Source organism: Bradyrhizobium sp. Kon37 (genome assembly GCF_055807535.1).
Window position 1 is genome coordinate 234,574 of record NZ_JBVVOY010000001.1, and the last position, 23,493, is coordinate 258,066.

Here is a 23,493-nt window from a genome sequence, read left to right on the forward strand (position 1 = left end):
GCCTTGCGCTACGGCTTGCTCGGGCGCAGCTCGGCGCCGACGCCCTTGTTGACGAAACGCAGCGTATAGGATTTGCGGAAATCGAGGTCTGCCTTCACGACGCCCGCCTTCACCATCTTGTTGAAGAAGGAGGTGTAGCGCTCGTCGCTCATCGCGCCGATACCGTTCTTCAGCGAATCGCCGGAATCAACGATGCCGTACTCCTTCATCTTGGCAACGGAATAGGCGAGCAGCTCGTCGGTCATCTCCGGATTGAGCTTCTTGATCATGGCGTTGCCCGCGGAATTGTCGCGGTAGATGTAATTGTACCAACCGACCATGGAGGCATCGACGAAGCGCTGCACCAGGTCGGGCTTCTTCTCGACCACGTCGCGGCGGCTCTCGATCAGGGTCGAATAGGTGTTGAAGCCGTAATCGGCGAGCAGCAACACGTTGGGCTTGAAGCCGGCGGCCTTCTCGACCGCGAAGGGCTCGGAGGTGACGTAACCCTGCATCGCGCTCTTGGGATTGGCGATGAAGGGCTGCGGATTGAAATTATAGGGGCGAACGTTCTTCTCGCTGAAACCGTATTCGGATTTGAGCCACTGGAAATAGCTGGTCATGCCTTCCTTGGAGACGAACAGCGTCAGCGGCTTGAGATCCTCGATCTTGGCGACCTTGGCATCGGGCTGCGTCAGCATCACCTGCGGATCCTTCTGGAACACCGCGGCGATGGTGACGACCGGGACGTTGTTGGCGACCGCGTCGAACGACATCAGCGTGTTCGCTGCCATGAAGAAATCGATCTTGCCGGCGATCAGCAGCATCCGGTTGTTCTCGTTGGGCCCGCCGGGGACGATGGTGACGTCCAGCCCATATTTCTTGTAGGTGCCGTCGGCAACCGCCTGGAAGAAGCCGCCATGCTCGGCCTCGGCGACCCAATTGGTGCCGAACATGACCTTGTCCAGGGTTTCGGCGCGCGCCGGAACGACCGAGACCAAAGCGGCCATCAGGCCCGCCGTTAAGGCTCGCCGCAGATGAGAAGGGCTCATGATGGGACTCCGTCGATCGCTTCTAGCCGATGTCCAAGCAACGCGATAAAACCGCAAGACATTCAGGGACGCGAGCCGGCCTGGCCCGCGTCCCCTGATAACCCAAATTACGTGACAAATTCGGGCAAAGAAACCTTGATGACGCCTTCCCGCGACTGGACCGAGATCCGCTGGGCCGATGCCAGCCCCGCCGAGGTGTCGCGCTGGATCGCAGTGCTGCCGCTGGCGGCGACCGAGCAGCACGGCCCGCATCTGCCGCTCGAGACCGACGTGCTGATCGCCGACACCTATCTGGCGCGGGTGCGCGAGCTCCTGCCCGAGAGCGCTCCGGCCAGTTTCCTGCCCGTTGAACCGATCGGGATTTCCACCGAGCATGTCGACTATCCGGGCACGCAGACGCTGCCGACCGACATCGCGTTGAAAAAATGGACCGCGATCGGCGAAGACATCGCGCGCCGCGGATTGAAGAAGCTCGTCATCATCACCAGCCATGGCGGCAACAGCGCGGCCATGATGCTGATCGCGCAAGATCTTCGCGCACATCAGAAGCTGTTCGTGGTGACCACGTCGTGGTCGCGGCTGTCGGGCGCGGACCAGCTGTTCCCGGCCGGCGAAGTACGGCACGGCATCCACGGCGGTGCAGTCGAGACCTCAATCATGCTGGCCCGCTATCCCGATCAGGTGCGCGTTGATGCGATCGCGGATTTTCCCGCGAGCAGCATCGCGATGGAGCAGCAATATCGCTGGCTGTCGACGCAGCGACCCGCACCGTTCGCCTGGCAGGCGCAGGATCTCAACCCAAGCGGCGCCGTCGGAAATGCGACGCTGGCCGTGGCCGCGAAGGGCGAGCAGCTGATCGACCAGGGCGCTCGCGCTTTTTGCGAGCTGCTTGCCGAGGTTGATAACTTCGACGTGAACAGGCTCGCCAAAGGCCCTCTCGGTTAGCGCCTATCCTCCTGGAAACATTCGGGAAAGAGTCAAACTCGACCTCCGCTTTTGCCGGTTTCGAACCGGACGCGCGGAGCCTCCGTCCAACTCGGTACGCGGGCCACAACGGACCGCCTCAACCCGGATGGAGTTTCACATGTCGATCAAGACCAAGATTTTTGCAGTTGCCCTCACCGCGCTCACCCTGACTGGCAGCGTCGTCGCCACCACCTCGCAGGCGCAAGCCAAGCCGCTCGGCTGGGGCGTCGGCGTCGGCCTGGGCATCGCCACCGCCGCCGTCGTCGGCTCCGCGATCGCCGCTAGCAACGACCCCTATTACAACGGCTATCACCGCTGCGGCTGGGCCGCCCAGTACAACGCCTTTGGCCAGTACGTCGGCCGCGTTCGCACCTGCTTCTGATTTCAGGCCCTGAGGCCGATCTCACGTGGATCCTGCGTCCGACACGGGCGCCTCATCCACCCCGTGTCGTGCCCCCGACCCCGCCCGGATGTCCCCCCGGGCGGGGTCAACTGTTTTAGCGCCTCGGGAATTTGTTGCAGTCCCGTCACACAGCGGTGCGAACCATCCCCTGCGGCAATCCGCATCAGTTGCTATTGCGAATTAATCGCAATAAGGTTCGCAACAGGCTCAGGGGCTTGGGAAGAAGTCGCGCCGGATCGAGATCATCTCGACCGACCGCAGAGCACCTAATCCTGATGACAGGGTCGCCGCGAATCGGCAGGGATAGTGCGGCGAGTGGACACACTCGCTTTGGGGGCGTGCGTTTTGACGTTGAGGGGTCACCGTTACAGGTATTTGCGGACGGCTGCGGCGATTGCCACGGGCGTCTTGGCTTTGCCCGCCACCAGCCGCGCGGCCGATCTGCCGCTGAAGGCACCTGCGCTGAAAGCGATCTACGACTGGACCGGGCTCTATATCGGCGCGCACGCCGGCTACAGCCTCGGCTCGTCGCGCTTTGCGCTGAACGACGGCACCGGCATCAACGACAGCGGCGTCTTCAGCGGCATGATCGGCGGCGTGCAGGCCGGCTACAATTACCGGCTCAATTCCGGTTGGCTTCTCGGCGTCGAAGGCGATTTCTCGTTTCCGAACTACATCACCTCGAACTCGATCGTGTCCTTCCTGGCGACACCCGCGAACACCGTCACGCAGCAATGGGACTACACCGCGAGCCTGCGCGGCCGCGTCGGCTACACCAGTGGCCCCTGGCTGGTCTATGCCACCGGCGGCTTTGCTTGGATGGGTGAGCGCTATTTCGACACGCCGGCCACGGGCGAAGCAGTCCCGAAAATCCTGAGCACGAGGCCCGGCTGGATCGCCGGTGGCGGCATCGAGTACGGCTTCGCGCCGCATTGGAGCGCGCGGATCGAATATCTCTACAGCCGCTTCGACGGCGCCAATGTCGCCTTCTCCACCGGCGCCCAATACAATTCGTCATCGCTCGACTTCCAGTCGGTCCGGCTCGGCCTCAACCGCAAGGTCGATTGGCCGGGCATGCCGAGCTACAGCCCGAAGAGCTCGCTGATCGACACGGAATCGGACCGCTGGGAGATCCACGGCCAGAGCACGTATCTGCCGCAAGGCTACCCCTCGTTCCCCGCCCTCTACACCGGCCCGAATTCGCTCTCGCCATCAAGGCAGGCCAAGGCGACCTGGAGCAACAGCCTGTTCCTGAATGCAAAGCTGTGGGACGGCGGCGAGGTCTATTACAATCCCGAACTGCTGCAGGGATTTGGACTGAACGACACCGTTGGTGCCGCCGGTTTCCCCAACGGCGAGGCGCAGAAGTCGAACTTTCCCTATCCGCATTACAACACCTCGCGCCTGTTCGTGCGCCAGACGTTCGGCTTTGGCGGCGAGCAGGAAGAGCTCGCGAGCGGCCAGTTGCAGCTCGGGCAGAAGGTCGATGTTTCCAGGCTCACGGTGCAGGCCGGCAAATTCCCGGTGATCGACGTGTTCGACGGCAACGCCTACGCCAAGGACACCCGCAAGGACTTCATGAACTGGTCGCTGTGGGCGCCAGGCGCGTTCGACTATTCCGCCGACAAGGTTGGCCTCACCTACGGCGTCACCGCCGAGCTGAACCAGAAGCAGTGGGCGTTGCGCGGCGGCTACTTCCTGATGGTCGCCGAATCCAATTCGAATCATTTCGACACCAGGGTCGGCGAGCGCGGCCAGTACGTGCTCGAGCTCGAAACGCGCTTCTCGCTGCTTGGCCAACCCGGCAAGCTCAGGACCATCGGCTGGCTCGACAGCGCCAATATGGGCAGCTTCCGCGAGACGCTGGCCAATCCCGCGCTCAACCTCGACATCGCGCAGACCCGGCGCGGCCGTCTGAAGTATGGCTATGTGCTCAACCTCGAGCAGGCGATCACCGACGATGTCGGGCTGTTCAGCCGCTGCAGCTGGAACGACGGCAAGACCGAGACGCTGGCCTTCACCGACATTCACCGCAGCCTGTCCGCGGGATTGTCGATCAAGGGCACGAAATGGGGCCGGCCCGATGACGTGATCGGCGTCGGTGGCGCCGTCAATGCCATCTCGCAGGATTATCGCGACTTCCTGGCCGCCGGCGGCCTCGGTGTTCTCATCGGCGATGGCGCGCTCAACTACCGCCGCGAGCGCATCCTCGAAACCTATTACGCCTACGCGCTGAACAAGAGTCTCACCCTCACCGCCGACTACCAGCTGATCGTCAACCCTGCCTACAACGCTGATCGCGGCCCGGTGTCGGTATTCTCGGGACGGCTGCACGGCGAGTTCTGAGCGCGGCTCAGAACAGCAGCGCGACGCCCGAGACCAACAGCAGCGCGAGCACGATCTTGCGGAACGTGGCCTCGTCGATGCGGCCGAACAGTTTGAGCCCGAGCCACGTTCCCGCAAAGAGAAACGGCAGGCCGAGCGCGAACAGCTTTGCGGTGTCGAGCGTGAGCGCCCCCTTGGCCCCCAGGAAGAGTGCCGCCGTGGCGAACACCACGACTGCGACGGGCTGGAACGTGGCGCGCTGGACCTCCTTGGGCAGGCCGCGCAGATTGCACCAGATGGTGACGATGATGCCGGCAAGGCCGGTCAATCCACCCAGCAGTCCGTTGACGAAACCAATGGTCATGTCGGCGGCCGGCGGCACGATGGTCGCGACGTTGAGCTTTGGCCTGAAGAACGCATAGAGGCTGTAGACGATCAGGATCGCTCCAACCGCGATCCGGACGCTCTTGGGATCGGCCGAAGTCAGGAGTGACACGCCGACCGGCACGCCCACGACGGCACCGATCATGAAGGGCCATAGCCGGCGCCAGTCGAGCGCGCTGCGCAGCTTCCAGACCGAGTAGCCCTGCACCAGGAGGCCGAAGCCGACGATCAGGCTGGCGCTCTGAAGCGGCGTCAGCACATAAAGCCACAGCGATGCCGCGACGAGGCCGAAGGCAAAACCGGAGAGGCCGGCGACGAACGCGCCGGCGAAGGTTGCTAACAGGAAAAGCGGTAGTTCGATCGTGATCCCGTCCATTGCTCGCTCCAAACGTCAGCGAGCAGCGCTTGCGTGGGATCACCACTTTACGGGGAGGCTGCGACATCCCCGGTGCTGCGAGCCTAGGTGAAGCCGCTTCCCTTCACAATGACCTTCTTATGCAGCCCGGATCGCGTCCAGGAATTTCCCGACCTCGACCTTGAGGCGGCTGCTCTCGCCGGACAGCGACTTCGCTGACGCAAGCACGGTGGAGGAGGCCGATCCCGTCTGGCTCGCGCCGCGCTGCACGTCGACGATGCTGGCGGAGACCTGCTGGGTGCCGCGTGCCGCCTGCTGCACGTTGCGGGAAATCTCCCGCGTCGCCGCGCCCTGCTCCTCGACCGCGGAGGCGATCGCCGATGCGATCTCGGACATGCGGGTGATGGTGTCGCTGATCGACTTGATGGCGCCGACGGAATCCTCTGTCGCGCTCTGGATTCCCGTGATCTGCTGGCTGATCTCGCCGGTGGCCTTGGCGGTCTGCTCGGCCAGCGCCTTGACCTCTGAGGCGACCACGGCGAAGCCGCGCCCGGCCTCGCCGGCGCGCGCCGCCTCGATCGTGGCATTGAGCGCCAGAAGATTGGTCTGGCCCGCGATCTGGCTGATGAGCTCGACCACGTCGCCGATCCGGCCCGCAGCCTTGGCGAGCTCGCCGACATAGTCGTTGGTCCGCGCTGCCTGCTGCACCGCTTCGCTGGCCACGCGCGCGGAGTCCTGGACCTGCCGGCCGATCTCGTCGACCGAGGACGCCATTTCCTCCGCGGCCGCGGCAACGGTCTGCACGTTGCTGGAGGCCTGCTCGGAGGCGGCCGCGACGGTCGCGGTGACCTTTTCCGATTGATCGGCGGTGCTCGTCAGCGTTCCCGCCGACACTTCCAACTCCGACGATGCCGACGACACCGTGTTGATGACGTCGCCGATCAACGCTTCGAAATCGCGCGCGATCTGGTCCATGCGCTGGCTGCGCCGGAGTTTTGCCTCGGCTTCGACCGCAGCGGCCTCGTCGGCGGCCTTCTTGGCGGAGAGCGAGTCCTTGAAGTGCTGGAGCGAGCCCGCCACCTGGCTGATCTCGTCATTGCGGCCCGTCACGGGAATCTCGACCTCGTGCTGTCCGGCGGCAAGCGTTGCGATCACGTCCGCGAGCCGGCTGAGCGGCGTCACCACGCGCCGGCGCAGCATCATGGTCACGCCACCAAGTGTCCCCAGCAACGCCAGCACCGCCACGCCCGCGAGCGCGAACATCGCCAACGCGCCGTCGCGCGCGGCCGAGGCGCGCTCGGCAGCTTCGGCCAGCGCGGCATCGCGCACGCCGTAGAACATCTGGATGGCGGGTACGATGACGTTGGCCAGCTCTTCGGCGTTGATGCCGTACTTGCCGTCACCACGGGCCGTGGGCATCTCCTTGTCCACGGCAGCGGCTGCTTTCCCGAAGTAAGAGTCGGTCGCCGCCCTCAGCGCCGTGGCGATGCGGGGCGGGCTTCCGAGTTCGTCGATGCCGGCCTCGATGCGCTCGCGGTCGGCCTCGACACGCCCCTGCATACGATCCATCAGCGAGAATTCGGGAGCCGTGAGCGGTCGGCGTGCGCTCAGCGCAGGGGACAGCGTGGCGGCGCGGCTGCCGGCCGAGACGCGCAGATCCTGCGCCGTTCGCGCCAGGCTCAACAGCGCCGCAAGCGAGGAATCAGCATTGATGACCTTCGCTTCGAGCCGGTTCATGATCGGCTCGATATTGCCGATGACCTCGGCAACGCCCGGAAGGAAGCCCTTGACCACAGCGCTGTCGCGTGCCGCCAGGGGAAGGCTCATCGCGCGGTCTGCCGCCGTGGTGATGTCCTTGAGCCGCCGCGCGGTACGGTCCAGGTTTTCGATCATCGGTCCGGAATCATCCAGCACCATGATGGCACGCCTGGCCCCCTCGAATGCGGCATCGACCGCTTTCGCGGCCTTCGCGGCGGCTTCGATCTGGACCTGCGTCGCAGAATTCTCCTGGAAGATCGGGGAAATGTAGGGAGCACGAAGGCCGGCAACGTGCTGACTGACCATCAGGGTCGCGCCAAAGGCGTCGACCGTCTTGATCGCGTCGGAGCGGTTCGTGAAGATGCGCGCCTGGGGTATGAGCACCTCGGCGCCAAGGATGACTGCAAACACCGTCACCGTCAGCATCGACAGCGCAAAGAGCTTCCCGATCCGCATCTGATCCCCCGAATACATTCCTGCAAATGCCGAAAACTTAGCCGGTTGCCGCTAAGAGCCCGTTAAGCAACGGCATGCCCGTAGTTCCGCGGGGTATCGGGGATTGCCTTCCGGGACGGGGTCGCCGAAGTTCCTTCGCGATGCCCAATGCGACAGAATCGTCGGCATTTCTTCCTCGAATACCTATATCAATGCCTGTGCCGCCATCCGGGCCACACTCCCTTACCTCGGAACATCAATGCTCTCGGCCGAACTCGCCATCGTCGTCGTCCTGATCGTCATCAACGGCTTGCTGTCCATGTCCGAGTTGGCCGTGGTCTCGTCGCGCCCGGCCCGGCTGTCGATGCTCGCCGCAAAGGGCGTCCGCGGCGCCGAGCGGGCGCTGACGCTCGCGGCCGATCCCGGCAAGTTTCTCTCGACGGTGCAGATCGGCATCACCCTGGTCGGCGTCCTCTCCGGCGCGTTCTCGGGCGCGACGCTCGGACAGCGGCTGACGCAGTGGCTGCTCGAGCTCGGCCTGTCCGCAGGAATTGCCGACATCGTCGGAGTGGGCCTGGTTGTCACGCTCATCACCTACGCCACCCTGATCGTTGGCGAGCTGGTGCCGAAGCAGGTGGCCCTGCGTGACCCCGAGAGCATCGCGGTCAGGGTCGCACCCGCGATGCACGTGCTTGCGAAGGTCTCACTGCCGCTGGTCTTCCTGCTCGATCTCTCCGGCAAGCTGATCCTCACGCTGCTCGGCCAGGGCGGCAAGTCGGAGGAGAAGGTGTCGGAAGACGAGATCCATCATCTCGTCAGCGAGGCCGAAACCGCGGGCGTGCTCGAGTCGGGCGAAAAGGAGATGATCGCGGGCGTGATGCGGCTCGGCGACCGGCCGGTCGGCGCGATCATGACGCCGCGCACGGAGGTCAACGAGATCGACCTGAACGATACGCCGGAGAGCATTCAAGCAATCATCGCCAAGAGTCCGCATTCACGCTTTCCCGTGTCCGACGGCGACCGCGACAAGCCGATTGGCGTGCTCCAGGCCAAGGACCTGCTGGTCGCCTTCATGAACGAGCGCACGCCGGATTTGCGCGTGCTGGTTCGCGAGGCGCCCGGCATTCCCGCGTCGGCCGATGCGCGCGACGTGCTGGCGATCCTCAAGGCTGCGCCGGTGCATGTCGGCCTCGTCTACGACGAATACGGCGCCTTCGAAGGCATCGTGACGACGGCCGACATTCTGGAATCGATCGTCGGCGCCTTCCATTCCGAGGAAGGCCCGCCGGAACCGGCCTATGTCAAGCGCGCGGACGATTCGCTGCTGGTCTCAGGCTGGATGCCGGTCGACGAGTTCGGCGAGCTGCTCGGCATCGAACTGCCGCCGCACCGCTACAACACGGTCGCCGGCCTGGTGCTGCAGCAGTTCAACGTGCTGCCTGATGTCGGCGACGCCTTCGACTTCGGCGACTGGCACATCGAGGTGGTCGATCTCGACGGACGGAGGATCGACAAGATTCTCGCGAGCCGGCTGGGTGAAGTCGAGACGGGGTGAGCGCGCGCTCGCGATACTCTCAACACGTCGTCCCGGCGAAAGCCGGGACCCATAACCACACAATTGAGTTTGGCGAAGATTGAGAGTTGCGCGGTGCTGCCGTCTGCGCACTATCGATAAATCACGCGGTATGGGTCCCGGCCTTCGCCGGGACGACAGTGGAATTTGTTGCGCTGGCCCTCACCCGAATCTCACCCCGATCCGCTTTTCCTTGCGCCAGATCACGGTGCAGGCGAGATGTGTTCCGTCGGCCTGGACGAACAGGCTGAAATGGTCGGGGATGCCGACCGGACTGCTGACGTCGAGCGCCGCGCCGGTATCGGACAGGTTGCGGATGGTGCAGTCGATCGCGCCGCCGCCGCCGAACTCGATCGTTCCGGCCTTCAGCACGCGATGCCTTGCCTTGTCGCGCCGCTCGTCCATGGCGACAATCTACACCCAAAGTTGAACCAAGCGTTAAACGCAGCCCTCATCACGATGCTTTTGTGCCCGGGGCCTGCGGCCTTGCCAGTGCATCGGCGCCTACAGCGCCGGCTGGAACGTCTCGGTCCGCGCCATCCGCCAGGCATCACGGAAGCGCGGGTCTTCGGTGCCTTCGAGCAGCTCGCCCGGACGCAGCGACGGATAAAGCTGCGCGAACGATCTCACGTCCGTCGTCGAGGTGCGCTGGGAAAAGTGGATCGGGCGCAGCTGCTGCGGATGTTCGAGACCGGCCGCGGCGATCAGCTCGGTCAGCGAGTGCAGCGTCGCAAGGTGATAATTGTGCACGCGGTCGATCTTGAGCGGCACATAGAGCGCGCGCGCCCGCGTCGGGTCCTGGGTCGCGACGCCGGTCGGGCAGCGGTCGGTGTGGCAGCTCAGCGACTGGATGCAGCCGAGCGAGAACATGAAGCCGCGCGCCGAATTGCAGTAATCCGCGCCGATCGCCATGGCACGTGCCATGTCGAAGGCGGTGGCGATCTTGCCGGAGGCGCCGATCTTGATGCGGTCGCGCGCGTTGATGCCGATCAGAGCGTTGTGAACGAAACTGACGCCCTCCCGCATCGGCATGCCCAGATGGTCCATGAACTCCAGCGGCGCGGCGCCGGTGCCGCCCTCATTGCCGTCGACGACGATGAAGTCGGGATAGATGCCGGTCTCGATCATCGCCTTGCAGATCGCCAAGAATTCCCAGGGGTGGCCGATGCACAGCTTGAAGCCGGTCGGCTTGCCGCCGGAGAGCTTTCGCATCTCGCCGATGAACTGCATCATGCCAACAGGCGTCGAGAAGGCGCGATGCGAGGCCGGCGAGATGCAATCCTCACCCATCGCGACCCCGCGGATCTTTGAAATCTCCTCCGAGACTTTCGCCGCCGGCAGCACGCCGCCATGACCGGGCTTGGCGCCCTGGCTGATCTTGAGCTCGACCATCTTGATCTGGTCCTGGCTCGCGACGCGCGCGAAGGCTTCGGGATCGAAGGCGCCGTCGAGATGACGGCAGCCGAAATAGCCCGAGCCGATCTCCCAGATGATGTCGCCGCCCATCTCCGCGTGATAGGGGCTGAAGCCGCCCTCGCCGGTGTCGTGCGCGAAGCCGCCCTTCCTGGCGCCGGCATTCAGCGCGCGCACGGCGTTCGGGCTGAGCGCGCCAAAACTCATCGCGGAAATGTTGAACACCGAAGCCGAATACGGCTTGGCGCAATCCGGCCCCCCGATGGTGACGCGGAATTTCTCCTCGGCATGCGTCTTCGGCGAGACCGAGTGATGCATCCACTCATAGCCCTCGCGGTAGACGTCCTCCTGGGTGCCGAACGGACGCTTGTCGAGCTGCATCTTGGCGCGTTGATAGACCACCGCACGGATGTCGCGCGAGAACGGCATGCCGTCCTTCTCGCTCTCGAAGAAATACTGCCGCATCTCCGGGCGTATCTCTTCGAGCAAAAAACGGATATGCGCCGAGATCGGATAGTTGCGCAGAACGGCGTGGCCCTTCTGCATGAGGTCGCGGACGCCAAGAGCCGTCAGCGCGCCGAAGATCAGGATCGGGATCAGCAGGATGTCGAAGATCTTGCGGTCGGCGATGCCGATGCCGATCAGCAGCGCGGTGACCACCGCGCAGATCGTCAGGACGATGAACCGCGGGGAGAATGGCAGCAGCAGGGTTTCCATGATCCCCTCTTCCGCCAGCGGCAGCCGTTTGGGCGATAAGTTGGGCGATTCCTGCGTCTTATTCTCGTCGGCCACGATTCCCACCCTCTCGCCAGCATGAGGCGGTACGATACGCCCGCGCCTGTCATACGGATATGACGCGGCGGTTGTTTCAGGCTAGCGAATTCGGCGGGGACAAATCAATCAGCCCGATGGGCGGGCTGCTGCGGTGCAGCAGGGCTCGGAATGGGCACTAACCGGTCAAGGCGCTTTACCCAGGCAAGCGTCCTGGCTTTCGCCAGGACGACGTCGAGAGGGCCTACCGCTCGACGAACGCCTTTTCGATCACGAAATGGCCGGGCTTGTTGCCGGAGCCCTCGACGAAATCGCGGCCCTCGAACATCAGTTTCAGCTCTTCGAGCATCGCCGGGCTGCCGCACATCATGATGCGGTCGGTCGCGATGTCGAGCGGGCCCTGGCCGATATCGTTGAAGATCTGCTCGGAGCTGATGAGGTCGGTGATGCGGCCGCGGTTCTTGAACGGCTCGCGAGTCACGGTCGGGTAGTAGATGAGCTTGTCCGCGAGCAACTCCCCGAACAGTTCGTCCTCGCGAAGACCGGCGACGAGCTTCTCGCCATAGGCGAGCTCGGAGACCTGACGGCAGCCATGCACCAGCACGATGCTGTCGAACTGGTCGTAAACCTCAGGGTCCTTGATCAGGCTGGCGAAGGGCGCCAGGCCCGTGCCGGTCGAGAGCAGCATCAGCCGCTTGCCGGGAATGAGATTGTCGGTGATCAGCGTGCCGGTCGCCTTGCGGCCGACCAGGATGGTGTCGCCTTCCTTGATCTTCTGGAGACGCGACGTCAGCGGGCCGTCCTGAACCTTGATTGAGAAGAACTCGAGCTCTTCCTCGTGATTGGCGCTCGCCATACTGTAGGCGCGGAGCAGCGGGCGTCCCTCAACCTCGAGGCCGATCATCGCGAACTGGCCGTTCTGAAAGCGGAAGCCGGAATCGCGGGTTGCGCGAAAGCTGAACAGGGTGTCGGTCCAGTGCTGGACGGAAAGAACCTTCTCTCGGTAAAACGCGCTCATGATTTTCGATATTCCGAATAATTGCGGTTTTAGGGCAAAAGCGTTGCCCGGCCCCTGAAAGCGGAGCGGACACCATTGCCATGGCGGAGGATTTCGCGTGTGTGATCTACGCCATTGAGACCAATAATCAACCTCGTTCCGGATGCAATTGATGCCGGTCAAACCGGCATTTGCGGCGGAAATGGTCACATCATTAATGGATCTGCTGTCCGGCGCATGTGGAGGGCAATTTCTTTTCCCCCCGGGGCTCGAATACAGCACTTAATTTCCGTGGCGCTCGCGAGAATTTCATTAAGAATAGCTCTGATTTCACTCCCATTTGGCGCCGTTTCGCGGATTTTTGCGGCTTTTGGCGCCAACTGGAACTGGCGACTGGGACGGGCGACTGAGACACATGGCGAACGGCGAGCGGATTTTCGTCCAGGCGATCAAGCGCTATTGCGCCACCCATGGCATCGCGCTCGATGTCCGCGCCGATGGCTGGCTGCTCGCGATGCGCCGGGGCGGGCAGCGCCGCTTCGCGTTCGGCTACGACATCGGCCTCAACAGCGCCATCGCGCACCGGCTGGCCAACGACAAATCGGCCACCGCCGAGGTGCTCACGCTCGAGGGCGTGCCCTGCATTCCCCATCGCCTCTTCCTCAATCCGAAGTTGGGCGAGAAGGTTGTCGGCGTCGCCTGGCGAGAGCCAATGCTGGCGCTGCTTCGCGACAATCCGCAAGGCGTGGTGGTGAAGCCGAACGAGGGGACGTCGGGACGATCCGTCTTCAGGGTCACGACGGAAACAGAACTCGATCATGCGGTTGGCGAAGCCTTTTCGATGAGCGCCGGACTCGTGATCTCGCCCTATGTCGTGATCGAGGATGAAGTTCGCGTGGTGCTGCTCGATGATGTGCCACTCGTCGTCTACAGCAAGCAGCGCGGCTCGGATTGGCGGCACAATCTCGATGCGGGTGCAAAGCCCGTGCTGATGCAGGACGGCGATCTACGCGCAGGCTGCGCAAAGCTCGCCATCGACGCCGCCAATGCCATCGGCATCGCCTTCGCCTCGATCGACCTCGTCTACGTCGACGGCGTCTGGCGCGTGCTTGAGATCAATTCCGGCGTGATGATGGAGACGCTGGCGAAGCTGCATCCGGAGCTGGTGCAGAGGACGTACGATGCAGCGCTGGATCGGGTGTTCGGGGACGAACGCTGAGCAACACGCACGCTGTCGGCTTCAACTCACCGCCAACCGATACGCGGCCTTCGCATTCACGCCGAACGCCTTCTCCCGCACCTGCGGCCCGAGCTTCATCAGGCAGCTCTCCAGCGCGCCCTTGATCTCACCATAGCTTCCCGCGAGCAAACATACCGGCCAGTCCGAGCCGAAGATCAGGCGATCTTCGCCAAAGCATGTCGCGGCGTGCGCGACGAACGGAAACAGCCGCTCCGCATTCCAGTCGCTCCAAACCGCCTCCGTCGCCAGCCCCGAGACCTTGCACCAGACATTGCCGCAGGCCGCGAGTGCCGCGATGCCATTGGACCATTCAGTGCTTCCGCCATCGGCGATCGGCGGCTTGGCTGCGTGGTCGAGCACGAAGCGCGCCTGCGGGAAGGCCTGTGCGGTTGCGATCGCGGCCGGCAGCTCGCGGGTGCGGACCAGGAAATCGTAGGCGAGATCGTGCGCGAACACAGCCGTGAGGCCGCGCTGGACGTCCTCGCGCAACAGCCAATCCGGGTCGGCCTCGTCATGGACCTGGTGGCGGATGCCGACCAGCTTGTCGCCGCCGGGTAAAGCGCGCAGCCGGTCCAGCGTCTCGCCAAGTGCAGCGTCGGTCAGATCGGCCCAGCCGACGACGCCGATCACCGAGGGCGTCGCATGCGCGATCCGTAGGAATTCCTCGGTCTCCGCCAGCGCGGAACGGCACTGCACCAGGATGCTCGCGTCGATGCCGTCGGCTTTCAGAAGCGGCGCGAGATCGGCCGGACCGAAGGCACGCCGGATCGGCGTGAGCTCGGGCGCGTCCATCCAGGGATAGTCGGCGCGCGCGGGATCCCAGAAATGCTGGTGAGCGTCGATGATCATGCCTTACGCTCCGCCCGGCAATGGCGCGCGGGCGTCGACGAGTTTTCGCGCACGCAGCTCCTGCCAGAACGCCGCCGGCACCGCCATCTCCGACATCGCGATGTTGTCGGCAATCTCCGCGGCGTTGCGCGCACCCATCACGGCGACCGTAACCGCCGGATGGGCCATGCAGAACTGCAGCGCGGCGGCTTTCAGTTCGGTGCCATGCTTTCGGCAAAGCTCGTCGAGCGCGAGCGTGCGGGCGACGAGTGCCGCATCGGCGTCCTGATAGTTGAACTTCGCGCCCGTGTGCGGATTGGCCAGGATGCCGCTGTTGTAGATGCCGCCGAGCAGGATGCCGATGTTCTTCGCGGCGCAGACCGGGAACAGCGCATCCAGCGCACCCTGGTCGAGCAACGTGTAGCGGCCGGCGAGCAGGAAGCAGTCGACCGGAACGGCCTCTGCAAACCGGACCAGCATGTCCGACTGGTTCATGCCCGCACCAATCGCCTTGACGGTGCCCTCAGTGCGCAGGCGCTGGAGCGCGCGGAAAGCGCCGGCGACGGCGTCGTCGTAGTGATCGTCGGGATCATGCACGAGCAGGACATCGACGCGATCGAGCCCAAGCCGCGCCAGGCTTTCCTCCACCGATCGCATCACGCCGTCATAACTGAAATCGAACACCGGCCGCTCGCGCGACGTGCCCTTGTAATGCTCGTCCTCGGAGGCAGCGCCATCCGGCGCACGCAGCAGACGGCCGACCTTGGTCGAGATGGCGTAGGAATCACGGGGCTGTTGCCGCAGGAATGCGCCGAGGCGTCGCTCCGCGAGGCCAAAGCCGTAGAGCGGCGCGGTGTCGAAGAAGCGGATTCCGAGCGACCAGGCGCGGGCGATCGTCGCTTCCGCATCGGCATCGCTGACGGGGGTGAACAATCCGCCGAGCGGGGCGGAACCGAGGCCGAGTGACGTGACATCGAGAGAGCCGAGCCGCGACCTTTTCATTCCCATTGCCTCAACAGTCTTCCCCAACAGCCAAAATCATCTCTCCCGCTTGCGAAAAGCGCAAGCGGGAGAGGCACGCAGGAGCGCGGGGCTGGCGACGCTCCTACTTCAACATTTGCGCAACGTTGTCCTTGGTCACGAGATCGAGGCCGGTATAGACGATCTCCGGCACCTTCTCGCCCTTCTTGATGGCGAGCAGCGTGTCCATCGCCTTCTCGCCCATCTCGAACGGACGCTGGCCGACCAGCGCATTGGCATAGCCATCGCGCAACAGCTCGAGCTGCATCTTCAGCGTATCGGCCACGACAAGCGTGAACTTGCCGGAATCGATATCCTTCTTGTATCTGGACGCGAAGGCCTTGAAGCCTTCGGGGGCGAACATCGGCCAGCCGCCGATGGGAACGATCGCGGCGAGGTCGGGCGTCGCGGTGCGCATGTCAGTCATCTGCTGAACCGCCAGCGCGGGATCGTCGTTGCAGAACGTCGGCGAGCCCGCGACCTCGGTCCATTTCGAGCCCTTCAACGCCTCGCGGACGCCGTCGACGCGTTCGGCGAGGTTCTTGGCGCCGGGACCGCCCGAGACCATAGCGTATTTGCCGCCGTCAGGCCGCAGCTTCAGGAGCTGCTTGCCGAGGGCCACGCCGAACTCCTTGTTGTTGGTGCCGATATAGGCGATGCGCTTGGCGCCGGGCGCATCGGCGTCGAAGGTGATGACGGGGATGCCGGCCGCGGTCGCCGCGTCGATCGACTTGGTCATCGCCGCGACGTCGGCAACCGATATGGCGAGGCCGTCGACCTTCTGGGTGACGAAGTCCTGGATGATCTGGGCCTGCGTCGCCGGCTCGTGCTCGACCGGCCCCTTGTAGATGCACTCGATATTGCCGAGCTCCTTCGCACGCTTCAGGCAGCCGTCGCGCGCGAAGTCGAAGAACGGATTGTTCATCGCCTTGGGCACGATCACGAACCGGTAGTTTGCGGCAAACGCCGGCGTAGCCATCATCGCGACCGCGATGCCGGCAAGTAGAAATTTCCTCATCGTCTCCTCCACCCTTCTTTGGCGCCTGTCCTCTTGAGATCGTCCGGGAAGCGGACAGGCGGCATTTTCGTTGCCGTCCCGGAACGATTTCGTTTCAGATCATCCGCGAGCGGATGCGGTCGACCAATACGGCCAGGATGATGATCACGCCCACCAGCGTCTGCTGCCAGTAGGAGCTGACCTGGGCGAGCACGAGGCCGTTGCGGATCACCTCGAGCAGCACGCAGCCGACGATGGCGCCGAGCGGACCGCCGATGCCGCCGGCGAGATTGGCTCCGCCGATGACGGCCGCAGCGATCACGTTGAGCTCGTAGGACGTCGCCATGTTGGCCGGCGCCGACCCGAGCCAGCCCGAGATGATGATGCCCTGGAGGCCTGCGGCGAGCGCGCAGATCACATACACCTCGATCTTCACCCGCACGACCGGGATGCCGGTGAGTTCGGCCGCCTTCTCGTTGCCGCCGAGCGCGAACACGTGGCGGCCGAACGAGCTGTGGTGCAGCACCACGGCCATCGCCAGCGCGAGGACGATCAGATAAATGAACGGCACGGGCACGCCGAGCACGTCGCCCGAGGTGAGCGCGTAGAAATAATCGGCATCCGGTCCACCCGGAAAGCTGCCGCGCCCATTGGAGACGACATAGCCGAGCCCGCGCACGATCGAGAGCATGCCGAGCGTGGTGACGAACGGTGACAGGCCGAGCACCGCGATACAGAAGCCGTTGACGAGGCCGGCGAGCAGCGCGACGCCGAGACCGGCTAGGAGCGAGACCACCAGGATCAGGCCGGGGACATTGGCGAGCACGGTCTTGCCGTCGGCCGCCATGTGCACGAACAGGGAGCCTGCGGGCGAGCCGGGCGCCGACAGCTCGGTCATCACCATCGAGGTGACCATGGCGGAGAAGCACATCATCGAGCCGACCGACAGATCGATGCCGCCGGTGATGATCACGAAGGTGACGCCGAGGGTGGCAATGGCGATGAAGGAGAAATTCTTCGCCACGTTCTGCATGTTGCCCTCGGTGAAGAAGTACGGGCTGGCGAAATGCATGACCACCAGCAGCACCGCCAGCGCGAGCAGGACATAGCCGGTCTGGGACGCGAAGATGCCGCGCTGCCACCATCTGATCTTGCCGACATTCGAGAAGGTGATCGGGGATTCCATGGGCATGGCCATCACGCCGCCTCCTTCGCGCCGGTGATCAGGGCGGTGACTTCCTCGGGGGAGGTCTGGTGGATGGGCTTGTCGGCCCGCTTTTCGCCGCGGCGCATGACGATGACGCGATCGCACACCGCGAACACGTCGGGCATGCGATGCGAGATCAGCATCACGGCAACGCCCTGCTCCTTCAGCCGGTGGATCAGGCCGAGCACCTGCTCGACCTGGCGGACCGAGATCGCGGCCGTGGGCTCGTCCATCATGACCAGCTTCGCATTGGAGAGCCGCGTCCGCGCGATCGCAACCGCCTGGCGCTGGCCGCCCGACATCTGCTTGACGAGATCGTCGGGGCGCGTCTCCGAGCGCAGCTCGCCGAACAGCTCCAGCGCACGCGCCGCCATCGCCTTGTGGTCGAGCAACGCGAACGGCCCGATCCTGCGCTTGAGCTCGCGGCCGAGAAAGACGTTCGCCGCTGCGGTGAGATTGTCGGCGAGCGCAAGGTCCTGATAGACCACCTCGATGCCGACGCCGCGGGCATCGACAGGCCGGTTGAAATGAACCGCGCTGCCGGCGAAACGGATTTCGCCATGGCTGGGGCGGAAATTGCCGGCGATGATCTTGACCAGCGTCGACTTGCCCGCGCCGTTGTCGCCCATCAGGCCGACGACTTCGCCGGGGAGGACGTGCATGTCGACGTCATGCAGCGCGCGGATCGCGCCGAACTCCTTGCCGATGCCGGTCAGCTCGAGGACCGGTGTCGCTTGTGCATTTGTCATCAGCGGCCTTCCTCAGACGTAGCGGTTGACGAGGGATTCAAGATATTCCTGCCGGCCCGAGCGCGGCTGCGGGTCAAAGCCCGGGCCGTGCGCGCGGTCGGCAAGTTCGGCGAGCGAGCGCTGGCCGCCGAGAATGGCGCGGCCCTCGGGCCCGGCCCATCCCTCGTAACGTTTCGCAAGCGGCGCGGTGAGCACGCCGGCGTCGAGCATGTCCGCGGCGGCGAGCAACGCACGCGCGCAGGCATCCATCGAGCCGACATGGGCATGGATCAGATCGTCGGGATCGATCGACTGGCGCCGGATCTTGGCGTCGAAATTCAGCCCGCCGGAGCTGAAACCGCCGCGGCCCAGGAGCTCGTGGAACACCAAAGCGAGCTCGGGCACGTTCATCGCGAACTGATCGGTGTCCCAGCCGAGCAGATCGTCGCCGCGGTTGATGTCCAGCGAGCCGAAGACGCCCAGCGCCTCCGCGAGCGCGACCTCGTGATGGAAGGAGTGGCCGGCGAGGATGGCGTGGTTCTGCTCGATGTTGAGCTTGACGTCCTTCAGCAGGTCGTAACGCGCGAGGAAGCCGTAGCAGGTGGCGACGTCGAAATCATATTGATGCTTGGTCGGCTCCTTCGGCTTCGGCTCGATCAGGATCGGTCCCTTGAAGCCGATCTTGTGCTTGTGCTCGACGACGAGCGAGACGAAGCGGCCGAGCTGGTCGAGCTCGCGCTTGAGGTCGGTGTTGAGCAGCGTCTCGTAGCCCTCGCGCCCGCCCCACAGCACGTAGTTCTGGCCGCCGAGACGGTGCGTCACCTCCAGCGCGGCGCGGACCTGGCCGGCGGCATAGGTGAATATCTCGGGGTCCGGATTGGTGGCCGCGCCCGCCATGTAGCGGCGATGCGTGAACAGATTGGCGGTGCCCCAGAGCAGGCGCACTTTGCTCGAGGCCATCTTCGCTTCGAACAGATCGGCGATGGCATTGAGGTTGGCGACGGATTCCGCGAGTGAGTTCCCTTCCGGCGCCGCATCGACGTCGTGGAAGGTGAAGAAGGGCACGTCGAGCAGGCGAAACAGCTCGAAGGCGACGCCGGCCTTGGCGCGCGCCTGCGCCATCGCATCGGTGCCGTGATGCCAGGGCCGCAGGAACGTCTCGCCGCCAAAGGGATCGCCGCCGGGCCAGCACAACGAGTGCCAATAGCAGACCGCAAAGCGCAGATGGTCTTCCATCCTGCGGCCATGGACGAGGCGGTCCTTGTCGTACCAGCGGAAGGCGGGCGTGTTTCCCGCATCCTTGCCGGCGAAGGCGACAGGTACGCTTGTATCGAAGAAATTCACTGACGCGTTCACTTAGGCACACTCCTTCAACGCAGGATAAAGCTCGCGCCAGCGGCGATAGGCCTCGTCATAGGCCGCAGCCACGGATGCGCGAGGCGTAAAGCTCGCAAGCCGCCGCGGACGGGTGCAAACCGCAGCCGCGTCTTCGCCGGTGGCGGCAAGCCGGCCGAGCCTGGCGGCACCGAGCGCGGCACCGACCTCGCCCTCCTCGACGCGGTGGACGGGGATGCCGAGCACATCGGCGCAGATCTGCGCCCACAGCGGCGAGCGCGAACCGCCGCCGACGAGATCAACCTCGGCAAGCGGTCCGCCGGCCGCGCTCAGTGCCGCCAGATTGTCGCGCGCGGCGAAGGCGACGCCTTCGAGCACGGACTGAACGATCTGGGAGCGCCCGGTCGCACCGCGCAGGCCGACGAAGGCACCGCTGGCGGCGGCATCGTTGTGCGGCGTGCGCTCGCCGTCGAGATAAGGCAGGAATTTGACCGGACTCGGTCCATCGACGCGCTCTCCGAGCGGCGCCAGCAGCGCTGCGGCCGGAACCTCCATCACGCCCGCGAGCCAGGCCAGTGAAGCCGCAGCCGACAGCATCACGCCCATCTGATGCCAGCGGCCGGGCAGTGCGTGACAGAACGCATGCACGGCCGAGGCCGGCGCGGGGGCGAACCGATCGGTGACGCGGAACACCACACCTGAGGTTCCCAGAGATAGAAACGCATCGCCCGGCGCGATGGCGCCGAGCCCGATCGCGCTCGCGGCATTATCGCCGGCGCCGCCGGCGACCACGACATTCCTAGCCATGCCCCAGCGTTGCGCGTAGTCCGGCGCGAGCGTCGCGCTGACCTCGCTGCCCTCGACGAGGCGTGGCATGTGATGGAGATCGAGCCCGGTGGCATGCAGTAGCAGCGCCGACCAGCGGCGCAGACCGACGTCGAGCCACAGCGTGCCGGCCGCGTCCGACATGTCCTCGATCATCTCGCCGGTCAGGCGATAGCGGACATAGGCTTTCGGCAGCAGCACCTTTGCGGCGCGCGCGAAGATTTTTGGCTCGTGCCTGGCGACCCAGAGCAGCTTCGGCGCGGTGAAGCCGGGCATGGCCAGATTGCCGGCGATCGTGTGCAGCGACGGGCAGCGCCGCTCCAGCGCGACGCATTCGGCGTGCGAGCGGCCGTCGTTCCAGAGGATCGCGGGACGCAGCGGCGCTCCGTCCTCGTCCAGCAGCGTCGCGCCATGCATCTGGCCCGATAGCCCGATGCCGCGCACCCGCGCGACCTCGCGCGGATGGCGGGCGGCAAGATCGTCGACCGCGCCGACCGCCGCATCGACCCAGCCATCGGGATCCTGCTCGGACCACAGCGGCGCGGGATGCGACAGCGCAAGCTCGCGCGCCGCCGTCGCGACAACCGCGCCGGCTTCGCTCACGAGCACCGCTTTCACACCTGATGTGCCGATGTCGATTCCGAGATACACGCCATCCTCCCTTTCGCCTGTTGCAGTGCGCGAACTCAAGGTCGCCTTATCCGCAACGGGGTCGTTTTGAATTCCACCTGCCGCTAAGGCAGATTGTCCCGCATCACGATGTCGATCCTGATCTTCTCCTGTTCGCGCAAGATCGGCTCACCACGGGCGAGCGCGAGCAGCACGCGCACCGCGGCGCGCGCTTCGTGTCCGGGGTTCTGCGAGATCGCGGCATGCATCACGCCCTGCAGCAGCAGGCGACGCGTCAGCGCGGTGAGGTCGTGTCCGACGAACACCACCTGCCTGTCGCGGCCGGCATCGCTCAAGGCCTTTTCATTCAACGCGTTGGCGACGCCTTGCGTGCCGGCGCCGACATTATAAAGGCCCACGATGTCGGCATGCCGGCTCAACAGCCGCGCCAACAATTGTTCCGAACGCGCGTCCTCGTCGCGTCCTTCGAGCACCGGCAGCACGCTGAGACCGGGGAATTCAGAGGCCATCACCTGGTTGAAGCCAAAAATGCGCTCGGCATGGTCGCGCAGGCCCTGCGAGCCCGCGACGATCGCGACCTTGCCGGACTTTTGGCCGACCAGCCGCCCGACCAGCGCGCCGGCGGTGCGTCCGGCGGCAATGTTGTCGATGCCGACATAATGGTGCCGGCGCGACGACGGCACGTCGGAGACCAGCGTCACGACCTTGGCGCCGGCATCGACGAGATCGTCGATGGCGGCGCGAACGCCGGGATGGTCGAGCGCCACCACGGCGATGCCGTCGTAATCGTCCGAGAGCCCCTCCAGGGAAGCCGCGAGCACGGACGGATCGAACACGTCGGTTGCGACGGTCTCGACGCCGAGGCGGCGGGACGACAGCCAGCCCGACATCTCGCCGAGATAGTCCTGGATCTGCTGCATGAACGGGTTCGGCCCCGACGGCATGACGAAGGCGAAACGGCGGGCGCGGCCGCGGGCGAGCTCGGCGGCGGCCACGTGCGGCTGGAACGAATTGCGCTCGATCGCCTCTTTGACGCGCCGGACCGTATCCGGCCGCACGCCCGGACGATTATGCAGGACGCGGTCCACCGTCGCGAGGCTGACGCCGGCCTGGCGGGCGATGTCCTTCAGCGTCAGCGCGGTCGTGGTGAGCGTCTCGGCCATGGCTGAAGGCTAGCAGAGGTGTTTTGAGGTACGCAACTCATTTTGAGGGGCGGCAGGCATTTTCCCGCAGCTGAGCCCAGGAACAGCCTCTCCCATCCGCCGTTGCTGCCCCGTGCGTAACGATATCACCCATGATCCCGGCGAGGGATTGAGCCCGACGCTCGAGCGCAACATCCAGGCTCTGGTCGAGCGCCGCCGCCGCGAGCAGCGCGCCGCCAAGGGTCAGGAAAAGGTCGCCGATGCGATCACGGCGTTCACCGGCAGCATGGCGTTCGTCTACCTCCATGTCGCGGTGTTCGGCTTCTGGATCATCGCCAATCTGCACTGGCTGCCGGGAATCCCGGCCTGGGACGAGAGCTTCGTGGTGCTGGCGATGATTGCTTCGGTCGAGGCGATCTTCCTGTCGACCTTCGTGCTGATCTCGCAGAACCGCATGAGCGCAGCAGCGGACAAGCGCGCCGATCTCGATCTCCAGATCAGCCTGCTCGCCGAGCACGAATTGACCAAGGTAGCCCGCCTCCTCACGCAGATCGCCGAGCGGCTCGACGTCCAGCCCGATTCGAAGCGCGATCTGGAGGAAGCAAGCCGCGACATCGCCCCCGAGCGCGTGCTCGACAGGATCGAGGAGACGCGCTCCTGAGCTATCGGCTCGCCGACAGATCCAGGGTCAGGAACAGGCTGTTGGGATCCTCGACATAGCCCTGGAACGGGCCACAGAGGACAAAGCCATGCGCCTGGTAGAGCGCGTGCGCCGGCTTGAAATAGTCCCACGAGCCGGTCTCGAGGCTGAGCCGCGCCATGCCGCGCGCGCGGGCTTCCGTGATGATGTGGCGGAGCATCTCACCGCCAAAGCCGCGCCGCCGCGTGGTCTGGAGCGTGTGCATCGACTTCACCTCGCCATGCGCTCCCGACAGCGACTTCAGCGCACCGGTGGCGACCAGCGTGTCGCCGTCCCAGCCGGTCCAGAACGCGACTTCCCGGGCACGCAGCCCGGCGAGATCGAGTGCATGGGCGCTGCCCGGCGCGGTCTGCGCCCGCGCCGCCGTGACGTGATGGTCGAGCAGCGCGATGACGCGCGGGTCAAAGGTGTCGCCGGTGCGGATCTGCAT

Annotated in this window: 21 protein-coding genes; 6 read left to right on the forward strand and 15 right to left on the reverse strand. The window is 65.0% G+C overall.

Annotation, left to right across the window (positions count from 1 at the left end; all coding sequences use genetic code 11):
- Window positions 1–8 precede the first annotated feature (8 nt).
- The gene (locus tag AC0L3J_RS01225) at window positions 9–1,031 is read right to left on the reverse strand and encodes an ABC transporter substrate-binding protein (protein ID WP_027565862.1); all 1,023 of its coding nucleotides are present in this window, start codon (window positions 1,029–1,031) and stop codon (window positions 9–11) included.
- Between the two features lie 138 nt (window positions 1,032–1,169).
- Between AC0L3J_RS01225 and AC0L3J_RS01230 the strand changes: the two genes are divergently transcribed.
- The 3 genes from AC0L3J_RS01230 (at window position 1,170) to AC0L3J_RS01240 (ending at window position 4,746) form a co-directional block, all read left to right on the forward strand.
- Window positions 1,170–1,976, forward strand: a complete 807-nt coding sequence (locus AC0L3J_RS01230) for a creatininase family protein (RefSeq protein ID WP_473345592.1) — start codon at window positions 1,170–1,172, stop codon at window positions 1,974–1,976.
- A gap of 139 nt (window positions 1,977–2,115) precedes the next feature.
- Window positions 2,116–2,379, forward strand: coding sequence for a hypothetical protein (locus tag AC0L3J_RS01235; protein WP_007597808.1), 264 nt, complete (start codon window positions 2,116–2,118; stop codon window positions 2,377–2,379).
- Between the two features lie 396 nt (window positions 2,380–2,775).
- On the forward strand, window positions 2,776–4,746 hold the full coding sequence (locus AC0L3J_RS01240) for a carbohydrate porin (RefSeq protein ID WP_473346054.1): 1,971 nt from the start codon (window positions 2,776–2,778) through the stop codon (window positions 4,744–4,746).
- 7 nt (window positions 4,747–4,753) lie between these two features.
- Here the strand turns inward: AC0L3J_RS01240 and AC0L3J_RS01245 are convergent, their stop codons facing one another.
- Window positions 4,754–5,485: a sulfite exporter TauE/SafE family protein gene (locus AC0L3J_RS01245; protein ID WP_473345593.1), complete on the reverse strand. Its 732-nt coding sequence runs from the start codon at window positions 5,483–5,485 to the stop codon at window positions 4,754–4,756.
- A gap of 117 nt (window positions 5,486–5,602) precedes the next feature.
- Window positions 5,603–7,678, reverse strand: a complete 2,076-nt coding sequence (locus AC0L3J_RS01250; RefSeq protein ID WP_473293008.1) for a methyl-accepting chemotaxis protein — start codon at window positions 7,676–7,678, stop codon at window positions 5,603–5,605.
- A gap of 238 nt (window positions 7,679–7,916) precedes the next feature.
- On the opposite strand from AC0L3J_RS01250, the gene AC0L3J_RS01255 reads away from it, so the two are divergent.
- A complete protein-coding gene (locus AC0L3J_RS01255) occupies window positions 7,917–9,212 on the forward strand; it encodes a hemolysin family protein (RefSeq protein ID WP_473345594.1) in 1,296 nt (431 codons plus the stop codon).
- A 180-nt stretch (window positions 9,213–9,392) separates the two neighbouring features.
- On the opposite strand, the gene AC0L3J_RS01260 is transcribed toward AC0L3J_RS01255, so the two are convergent.
- The 3 genes from AC0L3J_RS01260 to AC0L3J_RS01270 all read right to left on the reverse strand — a co-directional run bounded on the left by AC0L3J_RS01260 (window position 9,393) and on the right by AC0L3J_RS01270 (window position 12,432).
- Window positions 9,393–9,635, reverse strand: a complete 243-nt coding sequence (locus AC0L3J_RS01260) for a PilZ domain-containing protein (protein WP_007597823.1) — start codon at window positions 9,633–9,635, stop codon at window positions 9,393–9,395.
- Between the two features lie 99 nt (window positions 9,636–9,734).
- The gene (locus AC0L3J_RS01265) at window positions 9,735–11,435 is read right to left on the reverse strand and encodes an FMN-binding glutamate synthase family protein (RefSeq protein ID WP_473345595.1); all 1,701 of its coding nucleotides are present in this window, start codon (window positions 11,433–11,435) and stop codon (window positions 9,735–9,737) included.
- Between the two features lie 223 nt (window positions 11,436–11,658).
- Window positions 11,659–12,432 carry a ferredoxin--NADP reductase gene (locus tag AC0L3J_RS01270; protein WP_007597827.1) on the reverse strand — a complete coding sequence of 258 codons (774 nt, stop codon included), beginning with the start codon at window positions 12,430–12,432 and terminating at the stop codon, window positions 11,659–11,661.
- Window positions 12,433–12,826: 394 nt separating this feature from the next.
- Here AC0L3J_RS01270 and AC0L3J_RS01275 point away from each other — a divergent pair, with 394 nt between their 5' ends.
- Window positions 12,827–13,630, forward strand: coding sequence for an ATP-grasp domain-containing protein (locus AC0L3J_RS01275; RefSeq protein ID WP_473345596.1), 804 nt, complete (start codon window positions 12,827–12,829; stop codon window positions 13,628–13,630).
- Window positions 13,631–13,651: 21 nt separating this feature from the next.
- Here the strand turns inward: AC0L3J_RS01275 and AC0L3J_RS01280 are convergent, their stop codons facing one another.
- The 8 genes from AC0L3J_RS01280 to AC0L3J_RS01315 all read right to left on the reverse strand — a co-directional run bounded on the left by AC0L3J_RS01280 (window position 13,652) and on the right by AC0L3J_RS01315 (window position 22,384).
- A complete protein-coding gene (locus AC0L3J_RS01280; protein WP_473345597.1) occupies window positions 13,652–14,500 on the reverse strand; it encodes an amidohydrolase family protein in 849 nt (282 codons plus the stop codon).
- A 3-nt stretch (window positions 14,501–14,503) separates the two neighbouring features.
- Window positions 14,504–15,481, reverse strand: coding sequence for an aldo/keto reductase (locus AC0L3J_RS01285; RefSeq protein WP_473345598.1), 978 nt, complete (start codon window positions 15,479–15,481; stop codon window positions 14,504–14,506).
- A 103-nt stretch (window positions 15,482–15,584) separates the two neighbouring features.
- Window positions 15,585–16,517, reverse strand: coding sequence for a sugar-binding protein (locus AC0L3J_RS01290; protein WP_247426944.1), 933 nt, complete (start codon window positions 16,515–16,517; stop codon window positions 15,585–15,587).
- Window positions 16,518–16,611: 94 nt separating this feature from the next.
- Window positions 16,612–17,694 carry an ABC transporter permease gene (locus tag AC0L3J_RS01295; RefSeq protein ID WP_027565874.1) on the reverse strand — a complete coding sequence of 361 codons (1,083 nt, stop codon included), beginning with the start codon at window positions 17,692–17,694 and terminating at the stop codon, window positions 16,612–16,614.
- Window positions 17,694–18,452 (reverse strand): ATP-binding cassette domain-containing protein, encoded by a 759-nt coding sequence (locus AC0L3J_RS01300; protein WP_473345599.1) that lies wholly within the window; start codon window positions 18,450–18,452, stop codon window positions 17,694–17,696. The genes AC0L3J_RS01295 and AC0L3J_RS01300 overlap by 1 nt, the downstream gene beginning before the upstream one ends.
- A gap of 12 nt (window positions 18,453–18,464) precedes the next feature.
- Window positions 18,465–19,787 (reverse strand): xylose isomerase, encoded by a 1,323-nt coding sequence (xylA, locus tag AC0L3J_RS01305; RefSeq protein WP_473345600.1) that lies wholly within the window; start codon window positions 19,785–19,787, stop codon window positions 18,465–18,467.
- The gene (gene xylB / locus AC0L3J_RS01310) at window positions 19,788–21,242 is read right to left on the reverse strand and encodes a xylulokinase (protein WP_473345601.1); all 1,455 of its coding nucleotides are present in this window, start codon (window positions 21,240–21,242) and stop codon (window positions 19,788–19,790) included.
- 83 nt (window positions 21,243–21,325) lie between these two features.
- Complete coding sequence (locus AC0L3J_RS01315; protein ID WP_473345602.1) at window positions 21,326–22,384, reverse strand: LacI family DNA-binding transcriptional regulator; 1,059 nt, start codon at window positions 22,382–22,384, stop codon at window positions 21,326–21,328.
- A 112-nt stretch (window positions 22,385–22,496) separates the two neighbouring features.
- Here AC0L3J_RS01315 and AC0L3J_RS01320 point away from each other — a divergent pair, with 112 nt between their 5' ends.
- On the forward strand, window positions 22,497–23,024 hold the full coding sequence (locus AC0L3J_RS01320) for a DUF1003 domain-containing protein (protein WP_473345603.1): 528 nt from the start codon (window positions 22,497–22,499) through the stop codon (window positions 23,022–23,024).
- Between the two features lies 1 nt (window position 23,025).
- Here AC0L3J_RS01320 and AC0L3J_RS01325 read toward each other — a convergent pair whose 3' ends face one another.
- On the reverse strand, window positions 23,026–23,493 hold the full coding sequence (locus AC0L3J_RS01325; protein ID WP_473345604.1) for a GNAT family N-acetyltransferase: 468 nt from the start codon (window positions 23,491–23,493) through the stop codon (window positions 23,026–23,028).

Excerpts from the sequence above, each read along its gene's own strand:
- AC0L3J_RS01285 (WP_473345598.1), bottom strand. The coding sequence starts at position 15,481 with ATGAAAAGGTCGCGGCTCGGCTCTCTCGATGTCACGTCACTCGGCCTC.
- AC0L3J_RS01255 (WP_473345594.1), top strand. The coding sequence starts at position 7,917 with ATGCTCTCGGCCGAACTCGCCATCGTCGTCGTCCTGATCGTCATCAAC.
- AC0L3J_RS01325 (WP_473345604.1), bottom strand. The coding sequence starts at position 23,493 with ATGCAGATCCGCACCGGCGACACCTTTGACCCGCGCGTCATCGCGCTG.
- AC0L3J_RS01230 (WP_473345592.1), top strand. The coding sequence starts at position 1,170 with ATGACGCCTTCCCGCGACTGGACCGAGATCCGCTGGGCCGATGCCAGC.
- AC0L3J_RS01245 (WP_473345593.1), bottom strand. The coding sequence starts at position 5,485 with ATGGACGGGATCACGATCGAACTACCGCTTTTCCTGTTAGCAACCTTC.
- AC0L3J_RS01250 (WP_473293008.1), bottom strand. The coding sequence starts at position 7,678 with ATGCGGATCGGGAAGCTCTTTGCGCTGTCGATGCTGACGGTGACGGTG.
- AC0L3J_RS01235 (WP_007597808.1), top strand. The coding sequence starts at position 2,116 with ATGTCGATCAAGACCAAGATTTTTGCAGTTGCCCTCACCGCGCTCACC.
- AC0L3J_RS01295 (WP_027565874.1), bottom strand. The coding sequence starts at position 17,694 with ATGGCCATGCCCATGGAATCCCCGATCACCTTCTCGAATGTCGGCAAG.
- AC0L3J_RS01260 (WP_007597823.1), bottom strand. The coding sequence starts at position 9,635 with ATGGACGAGCGGCGCGACAAGGCAAGGCATCGCGTGCTGAAGGCCGGA.
- AC0L3J_RS01275 (WP_473345596.1), top strand. The coding sequence starts at position 12,827 with ATGGCGAACGGCGAGCGGATTTTCGTCCAGGCGATCAAGCGCTATTGC.
- AC0L3J_RS01270 (WP_007597827.1), bottom strand. The coding sequence starts at position 12,432 with ATGAGCGCGTTTTACCGAGAGAAGGTTCTTTCCGTCCAGCACTGGACC.
- AC0L3J_RS01225 (WP_027565862.1), bottom strand. The coding sequence starts at position 1,031 with ATGAGCCCTTCTCATCTGCGGCGAGCCTTAACGGCGGGCCTGATGGCC.
- AC0L3J_RS01300 (WP_473345599.1), bottom strand. The coding sequence starts at position 18,452 with ATGACAAATGCACAAGCGACACCGGTCCTCGAGCTGACCGGCATCGGC.
- AC0L3J_RS01315 (WP_473345602.1), bottom strand. The coding sequence starts at position 22,384 with ATGGCCGAGACGCTCACCACGACCGCGCTGACGCTGAAGGACATCGCC.
- AC0L3J_RS01290 (WP_247426944.1), bottom strand. The coding sequence starts at position 16,517 with ATGAGGAAATTTCTACTTGCCGGCATCGCGGTCGCGATGATGGCTACG.
- AC0L3J_RS01280 (WP_473345597.1), bottom strand. The coding sequence starts at position 14,500 with ATGATCATCGACGCTCACCAGCATTTCTGGGATCCCGCGCGCGCCGAC.